The 13,262-nt window shown below is 68.7% G+C and carries 17 protein-coding genes; 9 read left to right on the top strand and 8 right to left on the bottom strand.

All coding sequences use genetic code 11. The features are described from left to right. Positions 1 to 125: 125 nt before the first annotated feature. Positions 126 to 1,052: a class I SAM-dependent methyltransferase gene (locus A5694_RS21630; protein WP_419179724.1), complete on the bottom strand. Its 927-nt coding sequence runs from the start codon at positions 1,050 to 1,052 to the stop codon at positions 126 to 128. 70 nt (positions 1,053 to 1,122) lie between these two features. Continuing rightward, a complete protein-coding gene (locus tag A5694_RS21625) occupies positions 1,123 to 1,788 on the bottom strand; it encodes a TetR/AcrR family transcriptional regulator (RefSeq protein ID WP_064924349.1) in 666 nt (221 codons plus the stop codon). 115 nt (positions 1,789 to 1,903) lie between these two features. Between A5694_RS21625 and A5694_RS21620 the strand changes: the two genes are divergently transcribed. Further along, positions 1,904 to 2,497, top strand: coding sequence for a TetR/AcrR family transcriptional regulator (locus A5694_RS21620; RefSeq protein WP_064924348.1), 594 nt, complete (start codon positions 1,904 to 1,906; stop codon positions 2,495 to 2,497). On the opposite strand, the gene A5694_RS21615 is transcribed toward A5694_RS21620, so the two are convergent. Further along, positions 2,484 to 3,398: a DNA-3-methyladenine glycosylase family protein gene (locus A5694_RS21615; protein ID WP_064924347.1), complete on the bottom strand. Its 915-nt coding sequence runs from the start codon at positions 3,396 to 3,398 to the stop codon at positions 2,484 to 2,486. The genes A5694_RS21620 and A5694_RS21615 overlap by 14 nt on opposite strands. A gap of 64 nt (positions 3,399 to 3,462) precedes the next feature. Between A5694_RS21615 and A5694_RS21610 the strand changes: the two genes are divergently transcribed. Beyond that, complete coding sequence (locus tag A5694_RS21610; RefSeq protein WP_064924346.1) at positions 3,463 to 3,852, top strand: nuclear transport factor 2 family protein; 390 nt, start codon at positions 3,463 to 3,465, stop codon at positions 3,850 to 3,852. Here the strand turns inward: A5694_RS21610 and A5694_RS21605 are convergent. From A5694_RS21605 to A5694_RS21595, 3 genes are read right to left on the bottom strand one after another with little or no spacing between them, the layout of a single operon-like run. Next, complete coding sequence (locus A5694_RS21605; RefSeq protein ID WP_064924345.1) at positions 3,849 to 4,229, bottom strand: DUF427 domain-containing protein; 381 nt, start codon at positions 4,227 to 4,229, stop codon at positions 3,849 to 3,851. The two genes, A5694_RS21610 and A5694_RS21605, sit on opposite strands and share 4 nt — an antisense overlap. Next, entirely contained in the window at positions 4,226 to 5,251 is a 1,026-nt protein-coding gene (locus A5694_RS21600; RefSeq protein ID WP_064924344.1) for an NAD-dependent epimerase/dehydratase family protein, read from the bottom strand. The genes A5694_RS21605 and A5694_RS21600 overlap by 4 nt, the downstream gene beginning before the upstream one ends. Further along, positions 5,248 to 5,754: a nuclear transport factor 2 family protein gene (locus A5694_RS21595; protein ID WP_064924343.1), complete on the bottom strand. Its 507-nt coding sequence runs from the start codon at positions 5,752 to 5,754 to the stop codon at positions 5,248 to 5,250. Before A5694_RS21595 ends, A5694_RS21600 begins: the two co-directional genes overlap by 4 nt. 122 nt (positions 5,755 to 5,876) lie before the next feature. On the opposite strand from A5694_RS21595, the gene A5694_RS21590 reads away from it, so the two are divergent. From A5694_RS21590 to msrA, 6 genes are read left to right on the top strand one after another with little or no spacing between them, the layout of a single operon-like run. Further along, on the top strand, positions 5,877 to 6,413 hold the full coding sequence (locus A5694_RS21590) for a VOC family protein (protein ID WP_064924342.1): 537 nt from the start codon (positions 5,877 to 5,879) through the stop codon (positions 6,411 to 6,413). A gap of 11 nt (positions 6,414 to 6,424) precedes the next feature. Next, positions 6,425 to 7,255, top strand: a complete 831-nt coding sequence (locus tag A5694_RS21585) for an enoyl-CoA hydratase/isomerase family protein (RefSeq protein WP_064924341.1) — start codon at positions 6,425 to 6,427, stop codon at positions 7,253 to 7,255. After that, complete coding sequence (locus tag A5694_RS21580; RefSeq protein ID WP_082952795.1) at positions 7,255 to 7,890, top strand: TetR/AcrR family transcriptional regulator; 636 nt, start codon at positions 7,255 to 7,257, stop codon at positions 7,888 to 7,890. The genes A5694_RS21585 and A5694_RS21580 overlap by 1 nt, the downstream gene beginning before the upstream one ends. After that, the gene (locus A5694_RS21575) at positions 7,877 to 9,019 is read left to right on the top strand and encodes a hypothetical protein (RefSeq protein WP_064924340.1); all 1,143 of its coding nucleotides are present in this window, start codon (positions 7,877 to 7,879) and stop codon (positions 9,017 to 9,019) included. The genes A5694_RS21580 and A5694_RS21575 overlap by 14 nt, the downstream gene beginning before the upstream one ends. Beyond that, complete coding sequence (locus A5694_RS21570) at positions 9,019 to 10,182, top strand: cytochrome P450 (protein WP_064924339.1); 1,164 nt, start codon at positions 9,019 to 9,021, stop codon at positions 10,180 to 10,182. The genes A5694_RS21575 and A5694_RS21570 overlap by 1 nt, the downstream gene beginning before the upstream one ends. Before the next feature lie 18 nt (positions 10,183 to 10,200). Then, positions 10,201 to 10,704 (top strand): peptide-methionine (S)-S-oxide reductase MsrA, encoded by a 504-nt coding sequence (gene msrA, locus A5694_RS21565; RefSeq protein WP_064924338.1) that lies wholly within the window; start codon positions 10,201 to 10,203, stop codon positions 10,702 to 10,704. 15 nt (positions 10,705 to 10,719) lie between these two features. Here the strand turns inward: msrA and A5694_RS21560 are convergent, their stop codons facing one another. Both A5694_RS21560 and A5694_RS21555 read right to left on the bottom strand, forming a co-directional pair. Beyond that, positions 10,720 to 11,166: a PaaI family thioesterase gene (locus A5694_RS21560; protein WP_064924337.1), complete on the bottom strand. Its 447-nt coding sequence runs from the start codon at positions 11,164 to 11,166 to the stop codon at positions 10,720 to 10,722. 28 nt (positions 11,167 to 11,194) lie between these two features. Next, positions 11,195 to 12,535 carry a cytochrome P450 gene (locus tag A5694_RS21555; protein WP_064924336.1) on the bottom strand — a complete coding sequence of 447 codons (1,341 nt, stop codon included), beginning with the start codon at positions 12,533 to 12,535 and terminating at the stop codon, positions 11,195 to 11,197. A gap of 110 nt (positions 12,536 to 12,645) precedes the next feature. Between A5694_RS21555 and A5694_RS21550 the strand changes: the two genes are divergently transcribed. Beyond that, positions 12,646 to 13,254, top strand: a complete 609-nt coding sequence (locus A5694_RS21550) for a TetR/AcrR family transcriptional regulator (protein WP_064924355.1) — start codon at positions 12,646 to 12,648, stop codon at positions 13,252 to 13,254. The last annotated feature ends 8 nt before the right edge of the window (positions 13,255 to 13,262 follow it).

The following is a 13,262-nucleotide window of genomic DNA, read 5'->3' as shown; positions in this document are numbered from 1 at the left end:
AAGGAATCACTTACAGATCCCTTCCTGACACCTCCGGAGGCGTTTGTGAAGGACCTACCTCGACCTATATCAGCGAGCCTCGACGAAGGAGAGGCGACGCTGAACCGCCGAATCAGCCCCGGCGGTTAGCTGCGCACCGCGGTGACGAACTCCGCGAACGCTTGCGCGTCGTCGCCCATCGGCACGTTCACCCAGCGGTTCAGGCGGCGCATCTCGTCGGTGGAGTGCTGCGCGGTGGCACGCCACCCGTGCCCGTTGAGCCATTCCGACACCGCCGCCCGGTTCTCGTCGTGGTAGATCAGATCCTGCACGTCCACGGTCTGCTCCAGGCCGATCTGCTCTGCGACCTTTTTGAACCGCTCCGACATCTCCTGGCGCCGCTCGTCGGCGTGGTTGGCCGCGGTCTCCGCCGCGATCCGGCTGCCCGGGGCGCTCAGCGCGGTGATCTGCTCGAACAACCGGTCCTGGCCGTCGGCCGGCAGGTACATCAGCAGCCCCTCGGCCAGCCACGCCGTCGGGGCCGCCGGGTCGAAGCCGGCGCCGATCAGCGCGGTGGGCCAGTCCTGGCGCAGGTCGATCGCCACCGCGCGGCGCGGCACCGACGGCGTCACGTCGTGGGCCGCCAGCGTCGTCTCCTTGTAGGCCAGGACCTTCGGCTGGTCGATCTCATAGACGGTAGTGCCGGCGGGCCAGTCCAGCCGGTAGGCCCGGGAGTCCAGCCCGGAGGCCAGGATCACCACCTGGCGGATACCGGCGTCGACCGCCGCGGCGAAGTAGGCGTCGAAGAAGTGGGTGCGGACCGCCTGATAGTTGCGCATGTGGTGATACACCGCGGCGATCTCGGGGTCGACGGACTCTAACTTGTCGATCAGCGCTTCGTTGAGCAGTGTCTCCCATACGCCGGTGCCGGCGTTGGCGACCAGAAGTTTGGCGTAGGGATCGGAGATCAGCGCCTCGGGGCTGTCGGTCTCGACCGCGCGGGCTGCGGCCACCATCACCGCCGTCGAACCGACGCTGGTGGCGATGTCCCAGGTGTCGTCATGGGTACGCAGTGAACTCATCGGTTACCTCGCTTGCTTGCCGTGGCTGTCGCAAGCCATGCTACCGAAAAAGTTAGGCGAGCTATTCACTGCTTTCGGCGGCAACCGGCGGGCCCGGCTGATGCAGCTGCCAGAGTCGATTCGCCAGCAGCGCCTGCATGTTGGCGATCACCGCGGCTGACTCGTCACGGTCGCCGACCGCGGCCATGTAGAACCCGAGTCCCCACAGCAGCGCCAACAGCGTCTCCGTCAGGTCGCCGACCGTCGCCGCGGTGGCGAGTTCCCCCCGGTCGATGGCCTCGGTCAGCGTCTCGGTGAGGAACCGCCGGGTGGGGCCCTGCAGGTCACCGACCAACACCCGCAGCTGCGGGTCTCGTTGGGCGTCGAGCACCGCGGTGACGGCGAAGGCCGCGGCGGTGCGGTCTTCTTCGCCGAGTTGGGCAAACGCATAGATGACCGACGACAGCCGGGCGATCAGACCGTGCTCGGTGCGCGCCCGCTCCACGGCGTGGTCGAGGATCGACTCGTTGCGGTTCAGCACCGCCTGGTAGAGCAGTTGCTTGCTCGCGAAATAGTGGTTGATCGCCGGCCGGGTCAGATGCGCGCGGGCAGCAACCGCCTGAAATGTCGTCGCGTGGTAGCCGAACTCCCCGAAGACCCCGCTGGCCGCGATCACGATGCGTTCCCGGGTCACGTTTGATCGCGCGCCACGCGGGCGCCCGAGCCGGTGAAACGCCGCTTCCTGCACGATGTAGATTCTGTCACCGCACCCGTTACTCGTCGGTAAATTCCCCATTACGATCATTCACTTCTGTATCCCCCGATACGTTCCCACGGGGGATCCAGCGAACTAAAGTCGACTTATGGGCGCGGTCCTTTCCCGGCAGGCATATTTCGAGACAGGTCTCGATGTGCTGTCCGAACTGGGCTACGGCGGTCTCAAGCTGGCCGAGGTGTGCAACCGACTCGGGGTGACGACGGGCTCGTTCTACCACTACTTCACCAGCTGGCCGGTGTACACCCGTGACCTGGTACAACACTGGCTGGAGGAGCGCACCGTCCAGCACGTGGAGTTCGTACGGGCCCTGCCGGACCCCCGCGAACGGCTCGACAGCCTGATCCAGATCGGCCTGGCACTGCCGCACGGAGCCGAGGCCGCGATCCGGGCGTGGAGCTGGGCGGATCCGACGGTGCACGCCGTGCAGGCCGAGGTGGACCGGCAACGCTTCAACATCATGTACGAGTCGGCGCTGCAGGTCCTGCGAGAGGAGCGTCCGGCCCACCTGTTCGCCAGTTGGGGCATGTACCTGCTGATCGGGTACGAGCAGGCGCTGCTGCCGCGCGACCGCGCCGTAATCGAGTGGCTATCGGCCCAACTGCTCGAGGCGCTCGACTCGGGCCGCTTCGCCGGCGCCGCGAGCACGGCCTTCCCCGAACAGCCGTTCACAGCGAGCTGATGCGCTGCACCGCCAGCCGTGGGCCGCGCCGCGGCTCGACGGCCAGCCCGCTTTCGATCAGCAACCGCACCACCCGGTGCCGGTGCGGTCGCATCGGTTCCAGCAGGTCGATCATGGCGTCGTCGTCGATCGGATGGCCCAGGAGCGTCCAGCCGATCATCTTCGCGATGTGGTAGTCGCCGACCGACAGCGCGTCGGCATCGCCGAAGGCACGCTGCGCCGTCTCGGCCGCAGTCCACACCCCGACGCCGGGCAGCGACATCAGCGCCGCCCGGGCCTCGGCTGCCGGACGGTTCACCAGTCGTTCCAGCGATCCCGCCCGCTGCGCGCAGCGCACGACGGTGCGGGCCCGGCCACCATCGACGTTGGCGCGGTGGAACTTCCACGACGGAATGGTTCGCCACACCTCGGCCGGTGGCGGCACCCGCATCCGCGCCGGCGCCGGTCCCGGCGCCGGGGCACCGAACTCGCTGACCAGCACCCGCCAGGCCCGGAACGCATCAACACCCGGCACCCGCTGCTCGAGCACGGCCGGGATGAGCGCTTCGAGCACCCGGTGGGTGCGGCCCAGTCGAAGGTGTGGCAGGCGCCGGTGCGCGGCGGCCACCGTCGGTTCGGTCGGCGCGAAGTCCGAGACGTCGTCGTCGGCGCCCAGCAGTCCCGGCACGCCGTCGAGGAACTCGGCGGCGCCGGCGCCCCACGCCGCGCAGTCCACCACCGCCGGCGCCGCCTGGGTGATCCGCGCGGTCACCGGCCCACTGGGCATCAGGCTGGTCCGCCAGATGACGCCGTCAATGATCTGCAAGCAGGGATCGCCGGGACCGCGGCGCAGCGGCGACAAGGTCAGCGCGGGGCTGGCCGGCCCGGGGAAGGTGACGGTACGGCAAAGCGAACTGTTGATGACGTGATCCTAGGACCGCCGTTTGCACGTTGACCGCATCCCGTCGCCGCGCCACCATGAGGAAGTGGCCACCCCGTTCGACGATCCGCAGGCGGAATTGGCGTGGATGTTCCTACAGGGCATCTCTGGCGACGACGACCTGGACGACATTTTCACTCTGGTCAGCGAGGACTTCACCTACTGGAGCATCCTGACCCGCGAGGCGATCGACGCAGGCGCCTTGCGCCAGCAAGTGGAGGAGCGCCGCCACGGCCTGCGGATCACTCTCGAGCTGACCCGCTGCATCAATGAGGGCGAAACGGTGGTGATCGAGGCGCACGGTGACTGCACCACCGCCGACGGCTCCCATTACGACAGCCCGCTGGTGTTCATCGTCGACACCCACGACGGCCGGATTGTGTCGGTGCGTGAGTACACCGAGACACGATTCGCCGCTGAGGTGCTGGGGATTTAGGTTGCAGCGACGCTGATCTCGGCCTTGTCCGGGTAGAACGCGACGTGCCCGGCGATCGCGGCGACCGCGGGAAACGGCTGCTCGTAGGTCCAGATCGCATCGGTGACGGTCTGGCCGGCCGCGGTGGTCACCGTGTAGTAAGCGGCGTCGCCCTTGAACGGGCAGTAACTGGTCGTCTCGGTCCGGGTCAACAGCTCGCGCCGGACGTCAGCCAGCGGAATATATTGCACCGCAGCATGATTTGCTTCCTGCAGGGTGAGCGCATCGTTGGTATCGGCGATGACTTCGCCGCCGATGCGCACCGTGACGTGCCGGCCGGTCGGGGTCACGGTGATCGGGTATTCGGCGGTCGGGGTGAGAACCGGTCGATTGTTCATGCTGGGGTGCCTCGCTTGTCCGCATGCTTCCTGGCGTCGCGCAGTTTCATCCAGAAACGCGCCGCCTCCCGGATCGATTCCTCGACCGGTCGTGGCTGCCAGCCCAGTTCGCGCACCGCCTTGGAATGGTCGAGTTCGGACTCCGCGCGCATCATCCGCACCGATTTCAGCGACAGCTCGGCGTCCTTGCCGCCCAGCCGGGCCTTCAGCGTGCCCAGCGCCCCCAGCGCATAGAGCATCGGCACCGGGATCGACCGCGCCGGCGGCGGCACCCCGGCCTCGTCGGCCGCGATCGCGATGATCTCGGCGTTGGTGATCATGCGCTCGGAAATCAGATAGCGCTCCCCGTTCCGGCCGTGTTCGGCGGCCAGGATCAGTGCCTGCGCCGCATCGTCGACCCCGACGGCCTCCAGCCGGATGCCGTCCATCACAAACGGCAGCTTGCCGTAGACGGCGCCGGCGATGAATGCCCCGTGCGGGGTGCGGCCCCAGTCGCCGTCGCCGTAGGTGCTCGACACGCACATCGCCACCGCCGGCAGGCCGGCCTCGGCCGCATAACGCAGCACCAGGTCTTCGGCCTGCACCCGGGACTGCACGTAGGGGGTGAGGCGGCGGCGGTTGATCGGGTCGGCCTCGGTGGCGACGTGGCCGCGGCGGCGGCCGACGGTCACATAGCTGCTGGTGAACACGAACCGGCGCAGGCCGGCGTCTTTAGCGACGTCCAGGACGTTGCGGGTGCCCTCGACGTTGGTGCGAAACAGCGGGCTCGGGTCCCGGAGCCAGGCCCGGGTGTCCACGACGCAGTAGTAGACGTCGTCGCAGCCGGTCATCGCCTCGGCCACGGTGGCGGAATCGAAGACGTCGCCGTGGAAGCGGGTGACGTCGAGGTCGTCGATCCCGACGGTGTTGGCGCCCGGCCGCACCATGACCCGCACCTCTTCACCGGCATCGACGAGCCGGCGGGTGACGTGCGACCCCAGGAACCCGTTGGCGCCGATGACGAGCTTGGCCTTGCTGTTCACGCAGTACCCCCGAACTGCTGCATCCAGGCCGCCGCCTCGTCATCAAGGGTGCCGAGTTCTTGGGCCTTGCGGCACCACTTCAGGGTCGCGGCGACGAAGCGCAACGGGTTGTAGATGTCCTCCTGACGGCTCCACAGGCCATCGCCGGCGTAGGTGATGATCGAGATGTTGGTGGCGCTGATGATGGTGCCGTCGCCGGGGTCGCGCATCGGGTTGTCCAGTTCGCAGATGATCCGCCCGCCGTCCTCGTCGATCACCGACCACAGCGCCGGGAACTCGGTCATGTAGCTGCCCGGGAACGTCGACATCGTCTTGCGGATCCAGCGGCGCACCTCCTCGCGGCCGTGCATGGTGCCCATGGCGTGTTCGACGTAGGTGACGTCGGGGGTGTAGTGCCCCACCCAGGCATCCCAGTCCTTGGTCTCGGCGGCGCGGGCGACGGTCTGCTCGAAGGTCTCGAAGGCTGCCGCGAGCTCCGCGCGGCTGAACTGCGGGTTCGTCATGCCAAGAACTAGAACACGTTCTAGCGACGTTGTCGAGGGGTCTCGGATTCGAATCTGGGTTTATATTCGAATCGGTGTTACGGTGACCCGGACCGGTCCCCGGCCCGAAGGAGATTGCGGTGATGCCCAGCAAACCGGCCGTCGGCCTGCACCACGCGGCCTACGCCTGCGCCGATCTGGAGGCGACGCATCACTTCTACGAGGACCTGCTGGGGTTCCCGCTGGTCCACACCGAGGTCGAACACCTACAGGACGGCTTTTTCCGGCACGTGTTCTACGACCTCGGCGACGGCTCGTGCATCGCGTTCTTCGACCTGCACGGCGTCGGGGAGAAACCCGACTGGTCCAGCTCGTTGTCCCGCCCGAATGGCCTGCCGGTGTGGGTGAACCACGTGGCCTTCCGGGCCACCGAGGAGAAGCAGAACGAGGTCCGGACCCGGATGGACGCCGCCGGGGTCAAGGCGTTGATGGACGTCGACCACGGCTGGTGCCACTCGCTGTACTACCTGGACCCCAACGGCATCATGGTCGAGTTGTGCCGGGACACACCCGGTTTCGAACGCGACCCGGAGCGGGCCCGCGCACTGCTGTCCAGCACCGAGCGCGCGGCCGACCCCAAGGTGGTCACGTCACGCTCGACCACCACCCACCTCGGCTGAACCGGCCGCATATGGCCATCGATTCGCTGACGACGCTGCACGTCATTCACGACGGCCCGATCGCCCGGGTGCACATCGACCACGGCGCGATCAACCTGATGGACGCCGCCATGATGGGCGATCTGTGGCGGCTGGTGAAGTGGCTGCGCGCGGCGGGCGATCAGGTCCGGGTGGTGGTGCTGGAAAGCGCCAACCCCGACTTCTTCATCGCCCACGTCGATCTGGCGCTGCTGCAGGCGTCCGCTGCGGATCCCGCGGCCGCGGTCGGCTCATTCCAGGAGTTGGTCGGCGCCTTCCGGGCCCTCGAGCAGGTCACCGTCGGGGTGGTCGCCGGGCGGGTGGCCGGCGGCGGGATGGAGCTCCTGGTGAACCTCGATCTGCGGTTCGCGGTCACCGGCCGGGCAGTGTTCAACCAGATCGAGACCGGGATCGGGGTCATCCCGGCCGGTTCGGGTCCCCAGCACCTGCGTCGGCTGCTGGGCCGCGGCCGGGCGCTGGAGGTCATCCTGGCCCACGACGATCTCGATGCCGACCTGGCCGAACGCTACGGGCTGGTCAACCGGGCGCTGGACCCGGGCGACGTCGGGCCGTTCCTCGACCGGTTGCTGGCGCGTCTCGGCACCGTCCCGCTGGCCGACATCGCCGCCGTCAAAGCCACCCTGTGCGCCCCGGATTTCGACGCGGGCCTGGCGGTGGAACGCTCGGCGTTTGCCCAGGTGCTCGGCCGCGGCACCGCGCTGCCGAGGATGCAACGCTTCCTGGACGCCGGCGGCCAGACACCCGGCGGGGAACGGCGGCTGGCCGAGTTGGTGGCCGGCCTGCACCAGACGGAACCGGCCTGATGCCCGGCGATGTGGTGGTGCCCCGCCCCACCGTGCGCGGCCGCGACACCCAGGCCCGCCTGGAGCAGGCCGCCCGCGAGGTGATCGCCCGCAAAGGCTTCTTCAAGACGACCATCACCGACATCACCTCGACCGCGCGGCGCTCGCCGGCCTCGTTCTACCACTACTTCGAATCCAAGGAGGACCTGCTGGCCTCGCTGGCCGAGGACTTCCGGGCGTCAGCGAAAAGCCGTGCGGTGCAGGCGCTGCACCCGGGCCAGGACCTGCGGCAGATCATCGAGGAATCGGTGCGGGCGCACTGGGAGACCTACCGGGAGCACCTCGGGGTCATGGTCGGGGTGTTTCAGCTGGCGATGATCAATGACGAGTTCGCCCGGCGCTGGCGGGAGATGTGCGCCGATGCGATCGACTGGGTGGCGCAGACGGTGCGGATGGCCCAACGCAAGGGCTATGCACCCGACGCGGACCCGGAACTGGTCGGCTCCGCCATCGTCGCGATGCTCAACCAGTTCACCTACGTCTGGCTGGTGGCCGGCGGCGACGTGGCGGGCCGCGAACTCGACGACGAAGCGGCGATCAAAACGCTCACCGACACCTGGTATCGCTCGGTGAGCTGGCCCGGTGACAGGACCTGACCAAAGGAGTTGTGCAGTGGCGGTAACACGCGAATTCGTCTCGCTCACTTCGGCATCGGCTGGGGTGAACCCCGCCGGTTACCACCCGGCGCAGGGACTGTACTGGACCCCGGCCGGCGTCGCCCCGAAGGTGGCGGTCATCGCCAGCCACTACAACGTGGATTTCGCCGAGCACTACCTGGCGCCGCTGCTGGCCGAACGGGGCTACGGCTTTCTGGGCTGGAACACCCGGTTCCGCAGCGGCGAATCGGTGTTCCTGCTCGAACACGCGTTGGCCGACATCGCCGCGGGGGTGGCGTGGCTGCGCGAGCAGGCCGGCGTCGACGTGGTGGTGCTGCTCGGCAACTCCGGCGGCGGCTCGCTGATGGCGGCCTACCAATCCCAAGCCGTCGACCCGCATATCACAGGAGTCGGTGGCGGCCCGGTGCCCGACGCGGTCAACGCGCTGCCGCCCGGCGACCTGTACGTGTCCACCCAGGCCCACGCCGGGCGCCCGGAGGTGCTGACCGCCTGGATCGACCCCTCGGTGACCGACGAGTCCGACCCGCTGTCCTGCGATCCGGCTCTGGACATGTACGCCGAACACAACGCCCCGCCCTACACCCAGGAGTACATCGCCCGCTACCGCCAGGCCCAGCGAGACCGCAATGACCGGATCACCGCATGGGCGCAGGCGGAGTTGAAGCGGCTGAAGGCTGCCGGGACCTACGACCGCAGCTTCTCGGTGCATCGGGTCTGGGCCGACCTGCGCTACCTGGACCCCTCGCTCGACCCATCGGATCGCCCGCTGAACCAGTGCTATCTGGGGGACCCCCGGCGCGCCAACCGTGCGCCGTACAACATCGCCGCGCACTGCACGCTGCGGACCTGGCTGTCGATGTGGAGTCTGCAGACCTCGTTCTGCCAGGGCGCCCCGCACCTGGGCCGGATCACGCTGCCGTCCTTGGTGATCCAGAGCACCGCCGACACCGGCGTGTTCCCCAGCGATGCCCACCACATCCACGACTCACTGGCCAGCACCGACAAACAACTGCATTTCATTCCCGGCGACCACTATCTGCAGCAGCCGGCGGACAGCCGGACCGTCTGCGCCGACCTGGTGGCGTCCTGGATCGCGGAACGCACCTGATGGATGCGCCCGACTTCGACTTCCGCGATCCCGACCTGCATGCCGACCCGCTGGCCTATCAGCGCCGGTTCGCCGAGGCGGATCCGGTGCACCGCAACAGCCAGGGGCTGTGGGTGCTCACCCGCTACGCCGACGTGCTGGCGATGCTGCGCGACGAACGGGCCGGCACCGACCGGCGAAACCTGTACCGCGGCAAGCTCGATCCGGGGCGGCCGTATCTGACCCATGTGGAGCACAACCTGTTCTACCGCTCCGGCGACGATCACCGCCGGCTGCGGGCTCCGCTGTCGCGGGCGTTCACCCCGCGGGCGCTGGCCTCTTTCGAACCCGAAGTCGCCGCCCGCGCCCGGGCGTTGGCGGCGGGATTGGACGGGCGCGGCTTCGACCTGGTGGCCGAGTTCGCCAAGCCGTTGCCGCTGGGGATGATCGCCACCCTGCTGGGGGTTCCCGACAGCGAACTGGACAATCTGCAAGCCTGGTCGATGGCGCTGATCGCCGCCTTGGAACCGGCCGCGCCGCGGGCGGTGTTCACCGCCGCCGACGACGCCGCCGCCGCGATGAAGGCGCTGCTCGCCGACCTGCTGAAGCTGCGCCGCGCCGATCCGGGCCACGACCTGCTGTCGGTGGTGGCCACCAGCGGGCTGCCGCTCTCGGATGACGAACTGCTGCACAACGCCATCTTCTTGCTGTCGGCTGGGCACGACACCACCACCGCCGTGCTCACCGGGGCGGTGGCGCTGCTGATCGATAACCCCGGCCAACAGCGGTTGCTCAGCGCCCCGCATGCCGTGGATGAACTGGTCCGCCTGATCAGCCCGGCCCAGATGATCTCCCGGGTGGCGTCCGCGCCGATCGAGATCGGCGACTGTGTGGTGCAGACCGGGGCCCCGATCCTGCTCGGGCTGGCCGCCGCCAACCGGGATCCGGCGGTGTTCGCCGATCCCGACCGGCTCGACCTGGCCCGGCTGCAGACCGGCCACCTGGGGTTCGGGTTCGGCCCGCACGTCTGCCTGGGCGCCCCGCTGGCCCGGATGCAGATCCGCTCGGGCCTGCGGGCCCTGTTCGACCGGTTCCCCGTGTTGACCGCGCTGGGGGCTCCGTGCCGGGAGCCGAGTGCGGTGCTGACCAGCTATCGCTCTTATCTGCTGGCGGGCCGTGGCTGAGCCGGGATAATCGGGGGCATGACCGATTACCGCAGAGCGATCCTGGCCGGCGGCTGCTTCTGGGGCATGCAAGATCTGATCCGCAAGCAACCCGGCGTGGTGTCCACCAGAGTCGGCTACACCGGCGGCGACGTACCGAACGCCACCTACCGCAACCACGGCAGCCACGCCGAGGCCATCGAGATCGTCTACGACCCGGCGGCCACCGACTACCGCAGCCTGCTGGAGTTCTTCTTCGCCATCCACGACCCGACCACCCGCAACCGGCAAGGCAACGACGTCGGGACCAGCTACCGTTCGGCGATCTTCTACCTCGACGACTCGCAGCGCCAGATCGCGCTGGACACCATCGCCGACGTGGACGCCTCGGGTCGCTGGCCGGGCAAGGTGGTGACCGAGGTCAGCCCGGCCGGTGACTTCTGGGAGGCCGAGCCCGAGCACCAGGATTACCTGGAGCGGTACCCGAACGGCTACACCTGCCACTACATCCGGCCGGACTGGCAGCTGCAACGCCAGACTTAGCGGCTGTCGGCGGGCTTATTTCCCGTGGGCCCGCAGTTGATACAGCCCGCGGGTGGTGGCGACGGTCTTTCCTTCGGCGTCGGTGACCACGGCTTCCAGTTCGAAGTCCGCCTTGCCGCGTTCGGCGGCCTCGGCTTCGATCCGGGCGATGGTCGCCTCGTCGAGACGGGCCTCGGCGCGTAGCTCCGAGCGGGCCATCCCGACGAACGAGATGTCGATGTTCTTCACCAGCGGGAAGTACTTCGCCGCGTCGAACGTGCTCAGCGCGATCACCCCGCCGAGGATCTCGGCGACGGTGAACTGCACCCCGGCGTAGATGACGCCGAAATGGTTGCCGTTGCCCTCGACCGGCACGCTGGCCACCGCATGGCCGGGCCCGGCCTCGAGGATCCGCACCCCCATCCGGTGCGCGACCGGGATGGTGCGCTCGATCGCGGCGGTCATCGTCTCCGGTGTGCTCATGTCCGCCGATCCTAAGCGGTGGGCCTGATCAGCCTCGCCGGCGCACCGTGATTCGCCCGCCCCGTTTCGGGGTGAAGGCCACTCCGCGGGAGTGGAATTTCTCCCCCGGCGCGGTGGTCGGCTCGATAGTCAAGTGCCGCAACACCGTTCGCAACACCACGTCCATCTCCAGGTTGGCGAACGCCGAGCCCGGGCAGCGCCGGCTGCCGCCGCCATAGGGCAGCCACTCGAACGCCGAGGGGTTGCCGTCGAGGTAGCGCTTGGGGTCGAAGCGGTCCGGGTCCTCGAAGACGGCGGGGTTCTGGTGGATCTGATTGATGCCGACGATCACCCCGTAGCCGCGGGGAATCACCCATTCGCCGATCTGGACGCTGGGCGCATAGACGTGCCGGCCGGCGAAGTCGATGACGGTGCGCACCCGCTGCACCTCGCGAATTGCGGCGCGGCGCAACGTGTTCTCGTCGGTGTCGGCCTCGGCGACCAACTCGTTGAGCACGTCGGGGTAGCGGCTCAGCCGCTCGAAGACCCAGGCCATCGTCGACGCGGTGGTCTCATGCCCGGCCGCCAGCAGGGTGAGCAGTTCGTCGCCGATCTCCTGGCGGGTCATCGCGGCGCCGTCGTCGTAGGTGCTGGACAGCAGCAGGGTCAGCACATCGGTGCGGTTGGCGAAGTTCGGGTCGGCACGCACGTCGGCGATCAGCTTGTCCAGGACGGCTTCGTACTCGTCGCGCCAGGCGGCCAGCCGACCCCACGGGGTGAACCGCCCGTAGGTGCGGGTCGGCATGGGCAGCGCCACCAGCCGCGAGCCCAGCGTCACCCACTTCGGCAGTTCGGCCCGCAGTTTGTCCAGTTCGGCGCCTTCGGCGCCGAAGATCGCCCGCAGGATCACGTTCAGGGTGATCCGGTTCATCGGCAGCAGCGTTTCGAAGGGCTTGCCGATCGGCCAGTCGTTGATCTCGCGCAGGGTCTCCTCGACGATGATCTGTTCGTAGGCCCGGATGCTCTTGCCGTGGAACGGCGGACTCAGCAGGTTACGGCGGCGGCGGTGCTCGGCGCCGTCGAGGGCGAACACCGAACCGGGTCCGAGGATCCGGGACAGGTTGGGCTGGATGTTGCCCAGCTCGTCGGGGTTGGCGAGGAACACCTGCTTGGCCAAGTCGGGTTCGGTGACGAAGACCGTCGTCCCGAAGATGGGACTGGTGACGGTGAAGGCGGGGCCGTAGCGGCGGGTCAGGTGCTGCACCACCTGCCGCCGGGCCAGGCTGAACAGCAGCACCGAGAGCACCTTGGGAACTCGGGGGCCCGGGGGGAGGTTGATCGCGGGCGCGTCCGTGGTTGCAGTGCTGTTGCCGACGGCGGTCTGGGTCATGGGGCGCCTCCCGACGCGAGTTGTGGTACCGGTGCGTACCAGATGCTTGTGGGAAACGGTACCCTTAAGTACCAATGGCTGGCAAGGGCCTGCGGGTGGAAGGAACGGCGATGACGGTGCTGGTAGCCGGCGGCGAGGCGGCGCAGGACGCCGACCCGTTTCGGCAGCGCCTGCTCGACGGCCTGGCGGAGGCGATCGCCGAACGGGGCTACCGGGCCAGCACCGTCGCCGACATCGTGCGCGCGGCGCGCACCTCCAAGCGCACCTTCTATGACCGCTTCGCCAGCAAGGAGGAGTGCTTCCTTGAGCTGTTGCGCGCCGACAACGAGGCGCTGGCGCAACGGATTCGCGCCGCGGTCGATCCGCAGGCCGATTGGCAGGAACAGATCCGCCAGGCGGTGGGGGCCTACGTCGCCCAGATCCGGTCCCGGCCGGCGATCACGCTGAGCTGGATCCGGGAGCTGCCGGCGCTGGGTGAGGTGGCGCGACCGGCCCAGCGGCGCGGCCTGGATCTGATGTCGAACCTGCTGATCGAGCTCAGCGGCAGCCCGGGGTTCCAGCGGGCCGAACTGCCGCCGCTGAGCCCGGCGCTGGCGGTGATCCTGCTGGGCGGCCTGCGGGAGTTGACCGCGCTGGCCGTCGAGGACGGCGCCGACATCGGTGCCATCGTCGAGCCCGCGGTCGATGCCTCGATTGCGCTGCTTGGCCCCCGGTGCTGATCTACCGT

The sequence above is a fragment of the Mycolicibacter sinensis genome (genome assembly GCF_001667945.1).
Lineage (GTDB): Bacteria > Actinomycetota > Actinomycetes > Mycobacteriales > Mycobacteriaceae > Mycobacterium > Mycobacterium sinense_B.
The sequence above is the reverse complement of the archived record's forward strand: the minus strand, read 5'-3'. Positions and strand labels throughout refer to the sequence as shown.